The 19,773-nt window shown below is 32.2% G+C and carries 15 protein-coding genes and 3 pseudogenes; 10 read left to right on the top strand and 8 right to left on the bottom strand.

Going from position 1 to position 19,773, the window contains the following annotated elements:
* Positions 1-4: 4 nt before the first annotated feature.
* The 5 genes from AABM58_RS05880 (at position 5) to AABM58_RS05860 (ending at position 6,176) form a co-directional block, all read left to right on the top strand.
* Positions 5-994, top strand: a complete 990-nt coding sequence (locus AABM58_RS05880; protein WP_338406623.1) for a phytanoyl-CoA dioxygenase family protein — start codon at positions 5-7, stop codon at positions 992-994.
* The gene (locus AABM58_RS05875; protein ID WP_338406622.1) at positions 995-2,800 is read left to right on the top strand and encodes an ABC transporter ATP-binding protein; all 1,806 of its coding nucleotides are present in this window, start codon (positions 995-997) and stop codon (positions 2,798-2,800) included.
* On the top strand, positions 2,772-3,821 hold the full coding sequence (locus AABM58_RS05870; protein WP_174516731.1) for a threonine aldolase family protein: 1,050 nt from the start codon (positions 2,772-2,774) through the stop codon (positions 3,819-3,821). The genes AABM58_RS05875 and AABM58_RS05870 overlap by 29 nt, the downstream gene beginning before the upstream one ends.
* Positions 3,818-4,861, top strand: a complete 1,044-nt coding sequence (locus tag AABM58_RS05865; RefSeq protein ID WP_174516730.1) for a threonine aldolase family protein — start codon at positions 3,818-3,820, stop codon at positions 4,859-4,861. The genes AABM58_RS05870 and AABM58_RS05865 overlap by 4 nt, the downstream gene beginning before the upstream one ends.
* 112 nt (positions 4,862-4,973) lie before the next feature.
* A complete protein-coding gene (locus AABM58_RS05860; protein ID WP_255498567.1) occupies positions 4,974-6,176 on the top strand; it encodes an MFS transporter in 1,203 nt (400 codons plus the stop codon).
* Positions 6,177-6,178: 2 nt separating this feature from the next.
* Here AABM58_RS05860 and AABM58_RS05855 read toward each other — a convergent pair whose 3' ends face one another.
* The 3 genes and pseudogenes from AABM58_RS05855 to AABM58_RS05845 all read right to left on the bottom strand — a co-directional run bounded on the left by AABM58_RS05855 (position 6,179) and on the right by AABM58_RS05845 (position 9,569).
* On the bottom strand, positions 6,179-7,492 hold the full coding sequence (locus tag AABM58_RS05855) for a UDP-glucose dehydrogenase family protein (protein ID WP_174516729.1): 1,314 nt from the start codon (positions 7,490-7,492) through the stop codon (positions 6,179-6,181).
* Positions 7,493-7,556: 64 nt separating this feature from the next.
* A complete protein-coding gene (locus tag AABM58_RS05850) occupies positions 7,557-8,471 on the bottom strand; it encodes a DMT family transporter (protein WP_197907416.1) in 915 nt (304 codons plus the stop codon).
* A 271-nt stretch (positions 8,472-8,742) separates the two neighbouring features.
* Positions 8,743-9,569: pseudogene (locus AABM58_RS05845) on the bottom strand (IS5 family transposase).
* A 51-nt stretch (positions 9,570-9,620) separates the two neighbouring features.
* Here AABM58_RS05845 and AABM58_RS05840 point away from each other — a divergent pair.
* The 5 genes and pseudogenes from AABM58_RS05840 to AABM58_RS05820 all read left to right on the top strand — a co-directional run.
* Positions 9,621-9,764 (top strand): annotated as a pseudogene (locus tag AABM58_RS05840) (patatin-like phospholipase family protein); the annotation flags it as partial.
* Positions 9,749-10,177 carry a hypothetical protein gene (locus AABM58_RS05835; protein ID WP_338406638.1) on the top strand — a complete coding sequence of 143 codons (429 nt, stop codon included), beginning with the start codon at positions 9,749-9,751 and terminating at the stop codon, positions 10,175-10,177. The pseudogene AABM58_RS05840 and the gene AABM58_RS05835, both read left to right, overlap by 16 nt.
* 29 nt (positions 10,178-10,206) lie before the next feature.
* Positions 10,207-11,033 (top strand): annotated as a pseudogene (locus AABM58_RS05830) (IS5 family transposase).
* Between the two features lie 271 nt (positions 11,034-11,304).
* Positions 11,305-12,219: a DMT family transporter gene (locus AABM58_RS05825; RefSeq protein ID WP_197907416.1), complete on the top strand. Its 915-nt coding sequence runs from the start codon at positions 11,305-11,307 to the stop codon at positions 12,217-12,219.
* Between the two features lie 64 nt (positions 12,220-12,283).
* Complete coding sequence (locus AABM58_RS05820; protein ID WP_174516729.1) at positions 12,284-13,597, top strand: UDP-glucose dehydrogenase family protein; 1,314 nt, start codon at positions 12,284-12,286, stop codon at positions 13,595-13,597.
* 2 nt (positions 13,598-13,599) lie between these two features.
* Here the strand turns inward: AABM58_RS05820 and AABM58_RS05815 are convergent, their stop codons facing one another.
* The 5 genes from AABM58_RS05815 to AABM58_RS05795 form a co-directional block, all read right to left on the bottom strand.
* Entirely contained in the window at positions 13,600-14,802 is a 1,203-nt protein-coding gene (locus AABM58_RS05815) for an MFS transporter (protein ID WP_255498567.1), read from the bottom strand.
* Between the two features lie 112 nt (positions 14,803-14,914).
* The gene (locus AABM58_RS05810; RefSeq protein ID WP_174516730.1) at positions 14,915-15,958 is read right to left on the bottom strand and encodes a threonine aldolase family protein; all 1,044 of its coding nucleotides are present in this window, start codon (positions 15,956-15,958) and stop codon (positions 14,915-14,917) included.
* Positions 15,955-17,004, bottom strand: a complete 1,050-nt coding sequence (locus tag AABM58_RS05805; protein WP_174516731.1) for a threonine aldolase family protein — start codon at positions 17,002-17,004, stop codon at positions 15,955-15,957. The genes AABM58_RS05810 and AABM58_RS05805 overlap by 4 nt, the downstream gene beginning before the upstream one ends.
* The gene (locus tag AABM58_RS05800) at positions 16,976-18,781 is read right to left on the bottom strand and encodes an ABC transporter ATP-binding protein (RefSeq protein ID WP_338406622.1); all 1,806 of its coding nucleotides are present in this window, start codon (positions 18,779-18,781) and stop codon (positions 16,976-16,978) included. Before AABM58_RS05800 ends, AABM58_RS05805 begins: the two co-directional genes overlap by 29 nt.
* A complete protein-coding gene (locus tag AABM58_RS05795; RefSeq protein ID WP_338406623.1) occupies positions 18,782-19,771 on the bottom strand; it encodes a phytanoyl-CoA dioxygenase family protein in 990 nt (329 codons plus the stop codon).
* Positions 19,772-19,773 lie beyond the last annotated feature (2 nt).

The following is a 19,773-nucleotide window of genomic DNA, read 5'->3' as shown; positions in this document are numbered from 1 at the left end:
TCATATGGAAACATTACAAAAAAATGGTTTTTTTATTATCAAAAATCTGGTTCCTTTAGAGCTAATAACTCAGTCTTTAAGTGATATAACAAATAAGATATCAAAGCTATCCCAAGAACTAAGTGTTTCAACTTCTGACTACTTAAACTGTACCGGCAGATGGGGCACGTCATCTCAGGTAACTAGAATTGTATCTCAAGTATTAGATAAAATTATTAAAAATTATCTTGAAAAGTCACTTCAATGCCAGATACTGCAGAAAAAATCAAATGTTATATGTAAAACTGCTGATTTAATAGATGCAGTTCCCTTCCATCAGGACATCTCTTATAGCTTTAATGACCCTTATCATTTTTCTGTTTGGCTAGCTTTGAATAATGTCAATAAAACTTCAGGTGCACTACAAGTTATAGAAGATAGTCACAACTGGAAAATACAGCCTCTAGTTGATTTTTGGCATCCATACTTTTTGGATCAATACTCGGATAACCGGGAAAATTATAAAATTAAGTCACTACCTATTTCAGCAGGAGATGCGATAGTTTTTGATTCACGGTTATGGCATGGTAGTGATAAGAATATAGATGCTAAAGATAGGTTTGCTTATGTTACGAGATGGGTTGTAAAAGATAAAAGTCTTCCTTGTGTGCCAAAACCTCAGCCTTCAGTTTTTGGTATATTAAACTGTGGTGCATTAACAGAATTTATACTGAGAGAATACTTATCATTATTTCGTCGCCAGGAAAGTATAAAAATAAAAAATATGGAAGAACTTATTAAGAGCTGGTTAGCCTTTATTACAGACACAACTACAAATATTTCTGAGGTCAACACTGCTGAAGCTAAGCGAGATTTATATAAACTACTTATTCTGAATCAAGCGTCAGCACTACATGATGCTGGAGACATTTCAGGAAAAATATACAAAAATTTATGGTTTTCACTGCTTGTATTTCTCAATAAAAAAGTCAATGTGGTGGAGCTAGCATTATAAATGAACAAAAGTAGAGTTGGTAGTTTCAAGTATATATTGGTGTTCATTTTGAATATCTTATCCAAGTTTAAGCTTAATGTGCTTGTAATGTTCCTGGTTGCCCTAGTAGTGGCTGTTGATTTATCTTTTAGAAAGTATTTAGTAAAAAATATCTTAGATACAGCTGTAAAATATCAAGAAGGTAATGTAATTGAAAATCTTTTATTACCTGTAAGCGCTTATGTTTGTATGGCATTACTTATTACTACTGCTTTTAGATTCTATGGCTATTTTGTTGACATTCGAATGTTTACCTCAATGCGTCAAAAAATAGCTGATATGTCTTTTTACAGGCTGCTTCAGCAAGACCATTCCTATTATCAAAACAACCTATCCGGAAGTTTAGTATATAAGGTCAGTAACTTAATGGATAGTGTGATAGAGCTAATAAGACTGCTTATAGACTGTTTCTTTAGTTATAGTATAGCATTAATCTTGGCTATTTATACTTTATCACTAGTAAATATAAAGTTTGCAATAGCTACATTCATTTGGGTGAACATTTTTATTTTGATTTCGGTTTTCAGTTTTCGGGTGCTTACCAGATTAGCCGATGATCATTCTAAACAAAGTTCACAAGTAATAGCGGGTATAGCCGACAGTATTTTAAATGTTATATCAGTAAGGTTATTTTCTCGGCAAGCGCATGAGAGGCATAAATTTTTTCAAGTATGCAAGAAAAAAACTATTGCAGAAAGAAAATTACAATGGGCATACTTTTGGCTTTGGTTTATATATGGCTATTCATTTGACCTACTACAAGCAGTAAATTTGTATTTTTTAATCCATGATTATCAATTGAACAAAATTGCAATAGGAGATATTGCTCTTGTACTTGGAATTAATATATCCATTGTAGAGTTTCTTAACCATTTAACTAAAAATCTTACCCAATTTTCTGCTCACTTTGGCAAAGTTTTATATGCATTGCCAATCTTAACTACTGTACCGGAAATTCAAGATAAGAAAAACGCTAAGGAATTAAATATATTAAGCAGAAAGATAACATTTAATAATGTTTCTTTTTCTTATGAAGGTCAGAAGCCATTATTTCAAGATTTTTCAGTTACTATTAATCCTTGCGAAAAAGTAGGTCTAATTGGTTATTCTGGAGGTGGTAAATCTACTTTTATAAACCTAATCCTAAGACTATTTGATGTTAAAAAAGGTAATATACAGATTGATAATCAAGTAGTATCGGAAGTTACACAGAGTTCTTTGAGGCAGCACATATCTGTAATACCTCAAGACCCATTGTTATTTCATGATACTATTTTAGCAAATATTATGTATGGTAAACTTCGATCTACTGTCAAAGAAATAATGAGAGCTGCCAAGCTAGCTGGTATTCACGATTTTATTATGACTCTACCCGATCAATATGAAACTATAGTTGGAGAAAAAGGTATAAAGCTATCTGGAGGGGAAAGACAAAGAATAATCATAGCGAGAGCATTTCTAAAAAACGCTCCGATATTATTTCTCGATGAGCCAACTAGTCAGTTAGATTCTATAACAGAGAAAACAATTCAAATGAGTTTATTTAAGTTGATGGAAAATAAAACCACCATTACTATAGCACACCGTATTTCTACACTTTTACATATGGACCGAATTCTAGTATTTGACAAAGGAAAAATTGTCCAAGATGGTAAACATTCTGAACTAGTTTGCAAGAAAGGTCTTTATAAAGAACTTTGGGATGCTCAAATTGGCTGTCTAAATATCAAAAAAGAAAATGGAAAAAACTATCGACCTGAGAAGTGACACTACAACTTTACAAAGCTCCAACGTTATACACGCAATAAGTAGTGCAATCGTTGGAGATTTTGCTTACGGTGAAGACAAAAGCTGTAACAACTTATCGGAATATTGTAAACAATTATTCAAAGTAGAAGAAGCATTGTTCGTAACCAGTGGTATGCTTGCAAATAGGTTAGCTATTGCCAGTCAAACAAGTCCTGGTGATGAACTAATTACTCATTATAATTATCATGTTAATTTTTTCGATAGTGCAGGCAATGCAAAAGTAAATAGTATAGTGTTTAACTGTATTAGGAATAATACCGGAATCTTAGATATTGATGAAGTAGAATATGCTATTAACTCTAAACCGAGATATAAAATTTTTGCTCAGGTGAGTCTAGTTTCTATAGAAAATAGTATAAACGGGTTTAACGGTAAAATTTATCCTTTTAAGAAACAAGTAGAGTTATATAATTTCTTAAAAGCTCACAATATAAGTCTTCATTTAGATGGTGCGAGAATATTTAATGCTCATGCTGAAACAAATGTTGCTTTAGCTGACTATGCTAAATATGTAGATACAATGAGCTTTTCTTTTACTAAAGGACTTGGAGCTCCTTTTGGTTCAATGCTTATGGGTAAAAGAGAGATAATTGAAAAGGCTAAGAAGTTACAGGTTTGGTTGGGGAGTGGTTATCATCAAATTGGGTACTGCGCTAATGCAGCAAAATATGTACTACAGAATAATATCTCTAGGCTTAAAGAAGATAATAAGCTCGCTAAATTGTTTGCAGACAAGATTAAAGAAATTCCACATGTAAAGCTGATACTACCTTATCCAGAAACTAACATAGTAAGCTTTAGTATAAAAGAACTAAATGTGACTAATGAGTTTTTTTTGAGTAAATGCCAAGCTTATGGTTTATTGCTCTTTCCTTGGCTCGAATCTCATATAAGAGCAGTTGTTCATCTTGGTATAGAGGAAGCAGACATAATAAATGCTGCTGAAATTATAAAGGAGGTTGTATTAAATTTAGTATGAGAGTAAAAATAGATTTCTTTAGCGATTCAAACACTAATCCTTCATCTGAAATGAGGGAAGTAATGGCTAAAGCAAAAGTTGGAAATGAAGCTGCATGTGAAGATCCAACTGTAAACGAATTAATAGAAACCACATGTAAAATATTAGGTAAGCCAGCAGGAATATTTTTGATTTCGGGAACGATGTGTAATGTAATTGCTTATAAAGTGCACATTCAAAGACCTGGTGATTATTTGTTACTCGATGAAACTTCGCATCCATTAATAGTGCAATCTGGATTAATTGCAGCCCAGGCACATGCCACTCCTTTACCTATTAAAGGAACAAGAGGAATATTTACTGGAGAGCAAATCGTTGAGTTTATTACTCGTCCTAGCTTAAGGAATGTTCCAAAAGTTGGGCTTGTTTCTGTCGAACAAACAACGAATTTTGGTGGTGGAGCTGTGTGGCCTTTAGAGTATATTCAAGAGATCTCAAGTCTCTGCAAAAAGAACGACGTATCCTCTCATTTAGATGGAGCAAGGCTGTTCAATGCTTGTGCTTATGCTAAAATATCTCCAAAAGAATATGCAAATTATTTTGATTCGGTGTTTATTGATTTTAGTAAGGGATTAGGCGCTCCAATGGGTGCAGTATTGGCTGGAAGTGAAGAGTTTATTGAAAAAGCTTGGTACTATAAGTTTCAAATTGGCGGAGGTATGCACCAAGCTGGCATTATTTCAGCTGCATGTTTATATGCTCTCAACAACAACATGAATTCTTTAATAGAAGATCATAAAAAAATGCAGCACCTTATAAAAGGTCTTAGCTCTATAGATCAAGTTATAATCAATATTGACCTATACAAAACTAATATAGCGTATTTCTCATTACGTACTGATTGTATATCTGCTCAAGAATTAATAAATATACTAATGACAAATTATGGAATTAGGATGGCTAACATAAGAGGTAAAATCAGAGTTATAACACATAGAGATATAAGCTGTGAAGATATTAATACTACTATATCTACTATAAGAAAGATACTGAATAGGTAATTTCGATTGTTATCAATTTTCTACATTAATGGTTTGCAAACTTCTTGTAAAACAATATTATACCAACATAGTATTATGCTAGTATTTGCATGGAACTGTTTGGGGAATAGGTGTGAACTTTGTTTTCTTTCAATATTTACTATTCTTTTTTGGATATGTGCTACTTTACTTCTCAAGGCAGAGTATACCAATTGCTCTACCACTGTTAATAGATACTGACCATGTAAAATTAAGCTATTTTTTTGCCTGCTTTTCTTTTTTTTACGGAGTATCGAAATTCTTTAACGGGATAATCATGGACTTCAAAGATAATCCATTATTTATGTTTGGGCTATGCAATATTGTAACTGGAATATCAACCATTGGTATAATTTTATCATACAATAACCTAACCTTATTACTGTTAACATTGATATTATTAGCTTGGGCACAAGGAGTAGGTTGGCCAGCTATTACCAAGTTTATGATTACAAACTCTAGTATCTCTTCAATTGCATCATTGTGGGGGGTTATGAGTGCATCTCAGCAACTTGGTTCTTGCCTTACTTTAATTGTGTTACCAAGTATAATCAAAATATATGGTGTAAAAAGTGCATTTTTGTATTCTGGCCTCTTATGCTTACTTTTTGGAATTTACATAACATTAAAAGCATATTACAGAGAAAGTACTACTCCTACTATCTATAAGGTGCAGAAACCTAAAATTGGCATTAAGGTGACAAGTTCCATATGGTTTCTATGTTATGCTACTTTTTGTACTTATATTATAAAAATGGGAATCTTCTTTTGGTTTCCTATAATTTTAAAAGATAGATTACAAATCTCTCTTGTACAATCCTCACTAATCACAGGTGTCTATGATTTGGGTGGAATCCTTGGAACTTTAATCACAGGAAGAATTAGTGATATGTATTTCTTTCAAAATAGAAGTTTGCTAGCATTACTTTACATGCTGGGTATAGCACTCACTTTTATTGGAATGAACTTTTGTCAAAACATAGTTCTTATGAGTCTTGGTGCAGCTTTATCAGGATTTTTTATATTTGGAGTACAAGTACTAACAGGTGTTATAGCTGTAGACATTGCTCCACAAAATAATGTATGTACAATTGTAAGCTTGACAGGATTATTTGGGTATATTGCAAGTTCAATATTTTCATGTGTAGTTTTAGGGTTACTTGTGGAATGTTTTGGTAATAACATGATGTTCTCATTCTTCTTTATTTGTTCTGTTATTATATCCATTTGCTTTTGCGTATTATCAAGCAGGAACCTAAAACAACTGCATAAAGTTGACATAGGGAATATTTCTTAACATTAAACTTCCCAGGTAAACTTAGATTTTTTGCCCAGAGAGTAAACATTGTAACCATATCTTAGCAACAGTTCACTATCTAATAAATTACGAAAGTCAAAAATATTAGGTGTAGCCATAACATCCTTTAAAATTACAAAGTCTTGACTTTTAAATTCCCTCCACTCCGTTAACAATAACAAGGCTTCTGCGCCCCTTGCAGCTTCTATAGCGTTATCCGCGTACTCTATATCCTTTAGAACTTGCCTAGCATTATTCATTCCCACTGGGTCATATGCAGTAATTTTAGCGTTGTTATTCACTAACAATTTTGCGACATCTATAGCTGGACTATTTCTTACATCATCAGTACCAGGTTTAAAAGTTAGCCCCCATATCGCTATTTTTTTATTTTGAGCTCCATTTAGAGCATATTCTACCTTTTTAGCGATGTTTGTTATATGATTATAGTTAGATTCCTTAACTGAATTTAAAATTTGTAGCTTGACATTATGATCTTCAGCAATCCTTATCAAAGCTGACAAATCTTTAGGAAAACAGGATCCTCCAAATCCTGGGCCAGCTTTTAGAAATTCCCTACCTATTCTATGGTCCATCCCCATGCCATTAGCTAAAAGGTCGATGTCTGCTTCTAACATCTCACATAAACCTGCCATTTCATTGATAAAAGCAATTTTTGTTGCTAGAAAGGCATTAGAAGCATATTTAATCATTTCAGCTGTAACTGTATCAGTGACTATTAACGGAATATTCCTATCTGTAAATGATCTATATATAGCTTCTAGTTTTACTCTAGCTCGCTTAGTTTTTACTCCTATTATTATTCTATCTGGATATAAAAAATCTGATACTGCAGAGCCTTGCTTGAGAAACTCTGGATTAACTCCCAAATCAAAGTTGTAGCCCTTATTAGATAAATAATTATATATATTTTTTGTAGTACCAGGAGGAATAGTTGATTTTATAACTATTAAGCAATCTTGATTAACTCTCTCAGAAACTTTACTTATTGAATTATATACATTTTTTAAATCCGCATTTCCTAAGGAGTCTGATGGAGTATCTACAGTTACAAACACTACTTCTGTGTTGGGATTTATTTGAGAATACGAATCGAAGAATCTTATCCTTTGTAACTTTATATTATTCTCTAAATAGTCTGCTAATCCAGGCTCATATATAGGAATTTTTCCTAATTTCAATAATTCAATCTTCTTAGTATTTATGTCAATGCAATCAACGTTATGACCCTGCTCTGATAACATTGCACAAGATACTAAACCTACATACCCTATTCCTATAATGGTTATATACATCTTGTCATTACCTTAAAAATATCCTAATGTAGCTCAACTGCTTAAACATTTAAAAAGAACATCATTAACAATTAGAGTCATAAATTTTTACTCTAGCGTTGCATACATTATTTTTCTTAATTACTTTACTTTCTGAATAAACTATAAACAAAGTCGATGGTATTAATATTAAAATACCATACAAAGCACTTTTATCAGGCAACTCATTAAACATAACATATGTTACTATTGCAGAAATTATTAGCTCTATGTATCTATATGGTGCAAGTGCAGTAGCATCTGCAAGAGTAAAAGCTTTTAATATGAAGAACAGAATTAGATTTGAATTAATTCCCAAAATCAGTAGTAATACTAATTCTAACAAGGAAGGCAAATGCCAATAAAACAGCAAAGGCACAGTGGAAAAAATAGTTGTTGTTAGAGCTGAATAAAATAACATACTTATTACTGACTCTTTTATTGCGAGTTTCTTATTAAGTATGTCTAATATAGCAAAGATTAATGTAGATACAATAAAAATAAAAATTTTAGGATTAAAGTCTTCACTATAAGCTTTGGTAGTAATAGCAATACCAACAAAGCCAATAACAGTTACTGACCATCTTTGCCAAATTATATTTTCATTTAGTAAAGGGATTGCAAGAAGTATAACAAATAATGGTATAGAAAAACTTATAATTGTTGCAGTTACTATGGGAAAAATAGCTAACCCATAGGTCCACAAGGTTATTCCAACAAATAACAATACTCCTCTAGTTATCTGAATAGATATTTGACTTGTTTTAAAAGCTTCTCTTCCATAGTAAAGCATAAAAGGTACAAGGGTAATAGTGCTAAATAAAAAGCGGAAAAAGATTACTTCAAAACTTTGGAGATGTAAACTTAGATATTTTGATATAGTATCATTAGCTACACTACTAAATAAACTAAGTATAAACCAGATAACTCCAAGTAAATAAGCTCTTAGTCTGTAATCCACAAAACTCCTAATTTAATATACAAACTTCCATGATGTGCTCATATAACTTCGCTGCAAAAAAGGTTGATAGCATACAGGCTCTCTTCTACTTACTGTTCTAACCATATTCACAAATTTTTGCTAAAAGTAGCATTAGAAGTATTATACAAGATATGTCTTTAATTGCGTAATTTTAATAGATTTAGAATAGAGATTATCTGAGCAGGGAGTTACTGACTGATTTTTTTGTAATATAAGATAAGAATGATAGACATTAGACTTCTTTCAAAATTCATGTATGGAGCTCAAAATTGTGAATTGCAGCAATCAAATTAAACCTTAAACCAAAACGTTTTCGTCGGTTTCTATACCTGTCCGAGATGATTTTAAACCTTTTCAATAAGCCAATTACGTTTTCAACAATTGCCCTTTGGCTCATAAGTGCCCTGTTCTCTTTTTTTTGTTCTTTGCTTAACGGATTCTTTTTCATTTTCCTGTGCGGTAATACAACATTTTTGTGTATCTTCTGCATTCCCCTGTAGCCGGCATCAGCTAAGATTTTGGTGTCCGGTAATATTGCTACCTTTGATTCTCTAAACATCCGAAAATCGTGTTTTCTACCATTCGAGAAAGATGTGCATATGACTTTTTTACTCTTCTTCTCTGTTACTATTTGTGTTTTTATAGTATGCCTTTTTTTCTTTCCAGAGTAGAAGGGCTTTTGCTTTTTTTTGGTCTCTCTACTGGCGTTTCAGTTCCGTCTATTACTAAAACTTCATATTCTACATCACTCTTTAATAGCTCTTTTTTTCCTGGTAATGCAAAATCTGGATGTTTTATTAATATGTCTTCTACCTATCTTATTATTTTAAAACTGTTACTTTCACTCATGCCATAGCTTTGCCCAATATGAAAATATGTACGATATTCTCTTATATATTCCAGTGCCATAAGTAGCCTGTCTTCTATGCAAAGTTTACTTTTTCTTCCACTTCTAGCTTTTTTTCTTTTATCCTCCACTTCTAGAATTTCTACCATTCGCTCAAATGTTGCTTTTTTTACCCCTGTTAAACGTCGAAACTTTTCTCCTTCTAACTTTTCTATTTCCTTATATTTCATGCTTTCAAATACTTCATCTTACACTCCCTCTAACAATTTTGAAAGAAGTCTATTCAATCACAACTAAAAGTAGCGTCGGCTGAGATGGATAATATTACATCAAAAAATATTAAATGTCTGCAGCAGGAGGCAAATGCAATGATAGAGGACAACCAGGAAGTAATAGATAAATTTTTGAAATGCCAAGCAAGATAAAGAACTTATACAAAAAAGCAAAGAAGGGCTTGAAGAATATAATTTCGCCCAAAAAACATAAAGCCGTAACTAAGGATCAAGAAGCTAAAATTTCAAACGATAAGCCAAAACCGCTACATGAGCAACCTCTAAAGTTGATGGCACTAGAGCAGAAGACCTCTAAAGTAAAAAAAGATAAAAAAGGAATAAAAGAAAAAATAAAAAGCTTCAAAACGAAACCCGTAGAGAAAGAGCTGAAAAAGGGCAACGTGTTCAAAAAAGGCTTCAAAAAGCTAAAAGGGAAAATAAAAAAATTAAACCCAATAAAGGTTAAGAAAAATAAGATAATCGGGAGCAAGAAGTTAGCATTTTTACTGACCGCTGGGACGATTGTGGCAATTTTACCAACATTAGACTTCTTTCAAAATTGTTAGAGGGAGTGTAAGATGAAGTATTTGAAAGCATGAAATATAAGGAAATAGAAAAGTTAGAAGGAGAAAAGTTTCGACGTTTAACAGGGGTAAAAAAAGCAACATTTGAGCGAATGGTAGAAATTCTAGAAGTGGAGGATAAAAGAAAAAAAGCTAGAAGTGGAAGAAAAAGTAAACTTTGCATAGAAGACAGGCTACTTATGGCACTGGAATATATAAGAGAATATCGTACATATTTTCATATTGGGCAAAGCTATGGCATGAGTGAAAGTAACAGTTTTAAAATAATAAGATAGGTAGAAGACATATTAATAAAACATCCAGATTTTGCATTACCAGGAAAAAAAGAGCTATTAAAGAGTGATGTAGAATATGAAGTTTTAGTAATAGACGGAACTGAAACGCCAGTAGAGAGACCAAAAAAAAGCAAAAGCCCTTCTACTCTGGAAAGAAAAAAAGGCATACTATAAAAACACAAATAGTAACAGAGAAGAAGAGTAAAAAAGTCATATGCACATCTTTCTCGAATGGTAGAAAACACGATTTTCGGATGTTTAGAGAATCAAAGGTAGCAATATTACCGGACACCAAAATCTTAGCTGATGCCGGCTACAGGGGAATGCAGAAGATACACAAAAATGTTGTATTACCGCACAGGAAAATGAAAAAGAATCCGTTAAGCAAAGAACAAAAAAAAGAGAACAGGGCACTTATGAGCCAAAGGGCAATTGTTGAAAACGTAATTGGCTTATTGAAAAGGTTTAAAATCATCTCGGACAGGTATAGAAACCGACGAAAACGTTTTGGTTTAAGGTTTAATTTGATTGCTGCAATTCACAATTTTGAGCTCCATACATGAATTTTGAAAGAAGTCTAATGTCTATCATTCTTATCTTATATTACAAAAAAATCAGTCAGTAACTCCCTGCTCAGATAATCTCTATTCTAAATCTATTAAAATTACGCAATTAAAGACATATCTTGTATAATACTTCTAATGCTACTTTTAGCAAAAATTTGTGAATATGGTTAGAACAGTAAGTAGAAGAGAGCCTGTATGCTATCAACCTTTTTTGCAGCGAAGTTATATGAGCACATCATGGAAGTTTGTATATTAAATTAGGAGTTTTGTGGATTACAGACTAAGAGCTTATTTACTTGGAGTTATCTGGTTTATACTTAGTTTATTTAGTAGTGTAGCTAATGATACTATATCAAAATATCTAAGTTTACATCTCCAAAGTTTTGAAGTAATCTTTTTCCGCTTTTTATTTAGCACTATTACCCTTGTACCTTTTATGCTTTACTATGGAAGAGAAGCTTTTAAAACAAGTCAAATATCTATTCAGATAACTAGAGGAGTATTGTTATTTGTTGGAATAACCTTGTGGACCTATGGGTTAGCTATTTTTCCCATAGTAACTGCAACAATTATAAGTTTTTCTATACCATTATTTGTTATACTTCTTGCAATCCCTTTACTAAATGAAAATATAATTTGGCAAAGATGGTCAGTAACTGTTATTGGCTTTGTTGGTATTGCTATTACTACCAAAGCTTATAGTGAAGACTTTAATCCTAAAATTTTTATTTTTATTGTATCTACATTAATCTTTGCTATATTAGACATACTTAATAAGAAACTCGCAATAAAAGAGTCAGTAATAAGTATGTTATTTTATTCAGCTCTAACAACAACTATTTTTTCCACTGTGCCTTTGCTGTTTTATTGGCATTTGCCTTCCTTGTTAGAATTAGTATTACTACTGATTTTGGGAATTAATTCAAATCTAATTCTGTTCTTCATATTAAAAGCTTTTACTCTTGCAGATGCTACTGCACTTGCACCATATAGATACATAGAGCTAATAATTTCTGCAATAGTAACATATGTTATGTTTAATGAGTTGCCTGATAAAAGTGCTTTGTATGGTATTTTAATATTAATACCATCGACTTTGTTTATAGTTTATTCAGAAAGTAAAGTAATTAAGAAAAATAATGTATGCAACGCTAGAGTAAAAATTTATGACTCTAATTGTTAATGATGTTCTTTTTAAATGTTTAAGCAGTTGAGCTACATTAGGATATTTTTAAGGTAATGACAAGATGTATATAACCATTATAGGAATAGGGTATGTAGGTTTAGTATCTTGTGCAATGTTATCAGAGCAGGGTCATAACGTTGATTGCATTGACATAAATACTAAGAAGATTGAATTATTGAAATTAGGAAAAATTCCTATATATGAGCCTGGATTAGCAGACTATTTAGAGAATAATATAAAGTTACAAAGGATAAGATTCTTCGATTCGTATTCTCAAATAAATCCCAACACAGAAGTAGTGTTTGTAACTGTAGATACTCCATCAGACTCCTTAGGAAATGCGGATTTAAAAAATGTATATAATTCAATAAGTAAAGTTTCTGAGAGAGTTAATCAAGATTGCTTAATAGTTATAAAATCAACTATTCCTCCTGGTACTACAAAAAATATATATAATTATTTATCTAATAAGGGCTACAACTTTGATTTGGGAGTTAATCCAGAGTTTCTCAAGCAAGGCTCTGCAGTATCAGATTTTTTATATCCAGATAGAATAATAATAGGAGTAAAAACTAAGCGAGCTAGAGTAAAACTAGAAGCTATATATAGATCATTTACAGATAGGAATATTCCGTTAATAGTCACTGATACAGTTACAGCTGAAATGATTAAATATGCTTCTAATGCCTTTCTAGCAACAAAAATTGCTTTTATCAATGAAATGGCAGGTTTATGTGAGATGTTAGAAGCAGACATCGACCTTTTAGCTAATGGCATGGGGATGGACCATAGAATAGGTAGGGAATTTCTAAAAGCTGGCCCAGGATTTGGAGGATCCTGTTTTCCTAAAGATTTGTCAGCTTTGATAAGGATTGCTGAAGATCATAATGTCAAGCTACAAATTTTAAATTCAGTTAAGGAATCTAACTATAATCATATAACAAACATCGCTAAAAAGGTAGAATATGCTCTAAATGGAGCTCAAAATAAAAAAATAGCGATATGGGGGCTAACTTTTAAACCTGGTACTGATGATGTAAGAAATAGTCCAGCTATAGATGTCGCAAAATTGTTAGTGAATAACAACGCTAAAATTACTGCATATGACCCAGTGGGAATGAATAATGCTAGGCAAGTTCTAAAGGATATAGAGTACGCGGATAACGCTATAGAAGCTGCAAGGGGCGCAGAAGCCTTGTTATTGTTAACGGAGTGGAGGGAATTTAAAAGTCAAGACTTTGTAATTTTAAAGGATGTTATGGCTACACCTAATATTTTTGACTTTCGTAATTTATTAGATAGTGAACTGTTGCTAAGATATGGTTACAATGTTTACTCTCTGGGCAAAAAATCTAAGTTTACCTGGGAAGTTTAATGTTAAGAAATATTCCCTATGTCAACTTTATGCAGTTGTTTTAGGTTCCTGCTTGATAATACGCAAAAGCAAATGGATATAATAACAGAACAAATAAAGAAGAATGAGAACATCATGTTATTACCAAAACATTCCACAAGTAACCCTAAAACTACACATGAAAATATTGAACTTGCAATATACCCAAATAATCCTGTCAAGCTTACAATTGTACATACATTATTTTGTGGAGCAATGTCTACAGCTATAACACCTGTTAGTACTTGTACTCCAAATATAAAAAATCCTGATAAAGCTGCACCAAGACTCATAAGAACTATGTTTTGACAAAAGTTCATTCCAATAAAAGTGAGTGCTATACCCAGCATGTAAAGTAATGCTAGCAAACTTCTATTTTGAAAGAAATACATATCACTAATTCTTCCTGTGATTAAAGTTCCAAGGATTCCACCCAAATCATAGACACCTGTGATTAGTGAGGATTGTACAAGAGAGATTTGTAATCTATCTTTTAAAATTATAGGAAACCAAAAGAAGATTCCCATTTTTATAATATAAGTACAAAAAGTAGCATAACATAGAAACCATATGGAACTTGTCACCTTAATGCCAATTTTAGGTTTCTGCACCTTATAGATAGTAGGAGTAGTACTTTCTCTGTAATATGCTTTTAATGTTATGTAAATTCCAAAAAGTAAGCATAAGAGGCCAGAATACAAAAATGCACTTTTTACACCATATATTTTGATTATACTTGGTAACACAATTAAAGTAAGGCAAGAACCAAGTTGCTGAGATGCACTCATAACCCCCCACAATGATGCAATTGAAGAGATACTAGAGTTTGTAATCATAAACTTGGTAATAGCTGGCCAACCTACTCCTTGTGCCCAAGCTAATAATATCAATGTTAACAGTAATAAGGTTAGGTTATTGTATGATAAAATTATACCAATGGTTGATATTCCAGTTACAATATTGCATAGCCCAAACATAAATAATGGATTATCTTTGAAGTCCATGATTATCCCGTTAAAGAATTTCGATACTCCGTAAAAAAAAGAAAAGCAGGCAAAAAAATAGCTTAATTTTACATGGTCAGTATCTATTAACAGTGGTAGAGCAATTGGTATACTCTGCCTTGAGAAGTAAAGTAGCACATATCCAAAAAAGAATAGTAAATATTGAAAGAAAACAAAGTTCACACCTATTCCCCAAACAGTTCCATGCAAATACTAGCATAATACTATGTTGGTATAATATTGTTTTACAAGAAGTTTGCAAACCATTAATGTAGAAAATTGATAACAATCGAAATTACCTATTCAGTATCTTTCTTATAGTAGATATAGTAGTATTAATATCTTCACAGCTTATATCTCTATGTGTTATAACTCTGATTTTACCTCTTATGTTAGCCATCCTAATTCCATAATTTGTCATTAGTATATTTATTAATTCTTGAGCAGATATACAATCAGTACGTAATGAGAAATACGCTATATTAGTTTTGTATAGGTCAATATTGATTATAACTTGATCTATAGAGCTAAGACCTTTTATAAGGTGCTGCATTTTTTTATGATCTTCTATTAAAGAATTCATGTTGTTGTTGAGAGCATATAAACATGCAGCTGAAATAATGCCAGCTTGGTGCATACCTCCGCCAATTTGAAACTTATAGTACCAAGCTTTTTCAATAAACTCTTCACTTCCAGCCAATACTGCACCCATTGGAGCGCCTAATCCCTTACTAAAATCAATAAACACCGAATCAAAATAATTTGCATATTCTTTTGGAGATATTTTAGCATAAGCACAAGCATTGAACAGCCTTGCTCCATCTAAATGAGAGGATACGTCGTTCTTTTTGCAGAGACTTGAGATCTCTTGAATATACTCTAAAGGCCACACAGCTCCACCACCAAAATTCGTTGTTTGTTCGACAGAAACAAGCCCAACTTTTGGAACATTCCTTAAGCTAGGACGAGTAATAAACTCAACGATTTGCTCTCCAGTAAATATTCCTCTTGTTCCTTTAATAGGTAAAGGAGTGGCATGTGCCTGGGCTGCAATTAATCCAGATTGCACTATTAATGGATGCGAAGTTTCATCGAGTAACAAATAATCACCAGGTCTTTGAATGTGCACTTTATAAGCAATTACATTACACATCGTTCCCGAAATCAAAAATATTCCTGCTGGCTTACCTAATATTTTACATGTGGTTTCTATTAATTCGTTTACAGTTGGATCTTCACATGCAGCTTCATTTCCAACTTTTGCTTTAGCCATTACTTCCCTCATTTCAGATGAAGGATTAGTGTTTGAATCGCTAAAGAAATCTATTTTTACTCTCATACTAAATTTAATACAACCTCCTTTATAATTTCAGCAGCATTTATTATGTCTGCTTCCTCTATACCAAGATGAACAACTGCTCTTATATGAGATTCGAGCCAAGGAAAGAGCAATAAACCATAAGCTTGGCATTTACTCAAAAAAAACTCATTAGTCACATTTAGTTCTTTTATACTAAAGCTTACTATGTTAGTTTCTGGATAAGGTAGTATCAGCTTTACATGTGGAATTTCTTTAATCTTGTCTGCAAACAATTTAGCGAGCTTATTATCTTCTTTAAGCCTAGAGATATTATTCTGTAGTACATATTTTGCTGCATTAGCGCAGTACCCAATTTGATGATAACCACTCCCCAACCAAACCTGTAACTTCTTAGCCTTTTCAATTATCTCTCTTTTACCCATAAGCATTGAACCAAAAGGAGCTCCAAGTCCTTTAGTAAAAGAAAAGCTCATTGTATCTACATATTTAGCATAGTCAGCTAAAGCAACATTTGTTTCAGCATGAGCATTAAATATTCTCGCACCATCTAAATGAAGACTTATATTGTGAGCTTTTAAGAAATTATATAACTCTACTTGTTTCTTAAAAGGATAAATTTTACCGTTAAACCCGTTTATACTATTTTCTATAGAAACTAGACTCACCTGAGCAAAAATTTTATATCTCGGTTTAGAGTTAATAGCATATTCTACTTCATCAATATCTAAGATTCCGGTATTATTCCTAATACAGTTAAACACTATACTATTTACTTTTGCATTGCCTGCACTATCGAAAAAATTAACATGATAATTATAATGAGTAATTAGTTCATCACCAGGACTTGTTTGACTGGCAATAGCTAACCTATTTGCAAGCATACCACTGGTTACGAACAATGCTTCTTCTACTTTGAATAATTGTTTACAATATTCCGATAAGTTGTTACAGCTTTTGTCTTCACCGTAAGCAAAATCTCCAACGATTGCACTACTTATTGCGTGTATAACGTTGGAGCTTTGTAAAGTTGTAGTGTCACTTCTCAGGTCGATAGTTTTTTCCATTTTCTTTTTTGATATTTAGACAGCCAATTTGAGCATCCCAAAGTTCTTTATAAAGACCTTTCTTGCAAACTAGTTCAGAATGTTTACCATCTTGGACAATTTTTCCTTTGTCAAATACTAGAATTCGGTCCATATGTAAAAGTGTAGAAATACGGTGTGCTATAGTAATGGTGGTTTTATTTTCCATCAACTTAAATAAACTCATTTGAATTGTTTTCTCTGTTATAGAATCTAACTGACTAGTTGGCTCATCGAGAAATAATATCGGAGCGTTTTTTAGAAATGCTCTCGCTATGATTATTCTTTGTCTTTCCCCTCCAGATAGCTTTATACCTTTTTCTCCAACTATAGTTTCATATTGATCGGGTAGAGTCATAATAAAATCGTGAATACCAGCTAGCTTGGCAGCTCTCATTATTTCTTTGACAGTAGATCGAAGTTTACCATACATAATATTTGCTAAAATAGTATCATGAAATAACAATGGGTCTTGAGGTATTACAGATATGTGCTGCCTCAAAGAACTCTGTGTAACTTCCGATACTACTTGATTATCAATCTGTATATTACCTTTTTTAACATCAAATAGTCTTAGGATTAGGTTTATAAAAGTAGATTTACCACCTCCAGAATAACCAATTAGACCTACTTTTTCGCAAGGATTAATAGTAACTGAAAAATCTTGAAATAATGGCTTCTGACCTTCATAAGAAAAAGAAACATTATTAAATGTTATCTTTCTGCTTAATATATTTAATTCCTTAGCGTTTTTCTTATCTTGAATTTCCGGTACAGTAGTTAAGATTGGCAATGCATATAAAACTTTGCCAAAGTGAGCAGAAAATTGGGTAAGATTTTTAGTTAAATGGTTAAGAAACTCTACAATGGATATATTAATTCCAAGTACAAGAGCAATATCTCCTATTGCAATTTTGTTCAATTGATAATCATGGATTAAAAAATACAAATTTACTGCTTGTAGTAGGTCAAATGAATAGCCATATATAAACCAAAGCCAAAAGTATGCCCATTGTAATTTTCTTTCTGCAATAGTTTTTTTCTTGCATACTTGAAAAAATTTATGCCTCTCATGCGCTTGCCGAGAAAATAACCTTACTGATATAACATTTAAAATACTGTCGGCTATACCCGCTATTACTTGTGAACTTTGTTTAGAATGATCATCGGCTAATCTGGTAAGCACCCGAAAACTGAAAACCGAAATCAAAATAAAAATGTTCACCCAAATGAATGTAGCTATTGCAAACTTTATATTTACTAGTGATAAAGTATAAATAGCCAAGATTAATGCTATACTATAACTAAAGAAACAGTCTATAAGCAGTCTTATTAGCTCTATCACACTATCCATTAAGTTACTGACCTTATATACTAAACTTCCGGATAGGTTGTTTTGATAATAGGAATGGTCTTGCTGAAGCAGCCTGTAAAAAGACATATCAGCTATTTTTTGACGCATTGAGGTAAACATTCGAATGTCAACAAAATAGCCATAGAATCTAAAAGCAGTAGTAATAAGTAATGCCATACAAACATAAGCGCTTACAGGTAATAAAAGATTTTCAATTACATTACCTTCTTGATATTTTACAGCTGTATCTAAGATATTTTTTACTAAATACTTTCTAAAAGATAAATCAACAGCCACTACTAGGGCAACCAGGAACATTACAAGCACATTAAGCTTAAACTTGGATAAGATATTCAAAATGAACACCAATATATACTTGAAACTACCAACTCTACTTTTGTTCATTTATAATGCTAGCTCCACCACATTGACTTTTTTATTGAGAAATACAAGCAGTGAAAACCATAAATTTTTGTATATTTTTCCTGAAATGTCTCCAGCATCATGTAGTGCTGACGCTTGATTCAGAATAAGTAGTTTATATAAATCTCGCTTAGCTTCAGCAGTGTTGACCTCAGAAATATTTGTAGTTGTGTCTGTAATAAAGGCTAACCAGCTCTTAATAAGTTCTTCCATATTTTTTATTTTTATACTTTCCTGGCGACGAAATAATGATAAGTATTCTCTCAGTATAAATTCTGTTAATGCACCACAGTTTAATATACCAAAAACTGAAGGCTGAGGTTTTGGCACACAAGGAAGACTTTTATCTTTTACAACCCATCTCGTAACATAAGCAAACCTATCTTTAGCATCTATATTCTTATCACTACCATGCCATAACCGTGAATCAAAAACTATCGCATCTCCTGCTGAAATAGGTAGTGACTTAATTTTATAATTTTCCCGGTTATCCGAGTATTGATCCAAAAAGTATGGATGCCAAAAATCAACTAGAGGCTGTATTTTCCAGTTGTGACTATCTTCTATAACTTGTAGTGCACCTGAAGTTTTATTGACATTATTCAAAGCTAGCCAAACAGAAAAATGATAAGGGTCATTAAAGCTATAAGAGATGTCCTGATGGAAGGGAACTGCATCTATTAAATCAGCAGTTTTACATATAACATTTGATTTTTTCTGCAGTATCTGGCATTGAAGTGACTTTTCAAGATAATTTTTAATAATTTTATCTAATACTTGAGATACAATTCTAGTTACCTGAGATGACGTGCCCCATCTGCCGGTACAGTTTAAGTAGTCAGAAGTTGAAACACTTAGTTCTTGGGATAGCTTTGATATCTTATTTGTTATATCACTTAAAGACTGAGTTATTAGCTCTAAAGGAACCAGATTTTTGATAATAAAAAAACCATTTTTTTGTAATGTTTCCATAT

Source organism: Wolbachia endosymbiont (group A) of Longitarsus flavicornis (genome assembly GCF_963931955.1).
Taxonomy (GTDB): Bacteria; Pseudomonadota; Alphaproteobacteria; order Rickettsiales; family Anaplasmataceae; genus Wolbachia.
This window is presented reverse-complemented; position numbering and strand designations above follow the sequence as displayed.

Coding starts and splice junctions, on each gene's coding strand:
- AABM58_RS05880 (WP_338406623.1), top strand. CDS start 5: ATGGAAACATTACAAAAAAATGGTTTTTTTATTATCAAAAATCTGGTT.
- AABM58_RS05875 (WP_338406622.1), top strand. CDS start 995: ATGAACAAAAGTAGAGTTGGTAGTTTCAAGTATATATTGGTGTTCATT.
- AABM58_RS05870 (WP_174516731.1), top strand. CDS start 2,772: ATGGAAAAAACTATCGACCTGAGAAGTGACACTACAACTTTACAAAGC.
- AABM58_RS05865 (WP_174516730.1), top strand. CDS start 3,818: ATGAGAGTAAAAATAGATTTCTTTAGCGATTCAAACACTAATCCTTCA.
- AABM58_RS05855 (WP_174516729.1), bottom strand. CDS start 7,492: ATGTATATAACCATTATAGGAATAGGGTATGTAGGTTTAGTATCTTGT.
- AABM58_RS05835 (WP_338406638.1), top strand. CDS start 9,749: ATGCCAAGCAAGATAAAGAACTTATACAAAAAAGCAAAGAAGGGCTTG.
- AABM58_RS05820 (WP_174516729.1), top strand. CDS start 12,284: ATGTATATAACCATTATAGGAATAGGGTATGTAGGTTTAGTATCTTGT.
- AABM58_RS05810 (WP_174516730.1), bottom strand. CDS start 15,958: ATGAGAGTAAAAATAGATTTCTTTAGCGATTCAAACACTAATCCTTCA.
- AABM58_RS05805 (WP_174516731.1), bottom strand. CDS start 17,004: ATGGAAAAAACTATCGACCTGAGAAGTGACACTACAACTTTACAAAGC.
- AABM58_RS05800 (WP_338406622.1), bottom strand. CDS start 18,781: ATGAACAAAAGTAGAGTTGGTAGTTTCAAGTATATATTGGTGTTCATT.
- AABM58_RS05795 (WP_338406623.1), bottom strand. CDS start 19,771: ATGGAAACATTACAAAAAAATGGTTTTTTTATTATCAAAAATCTGGTT.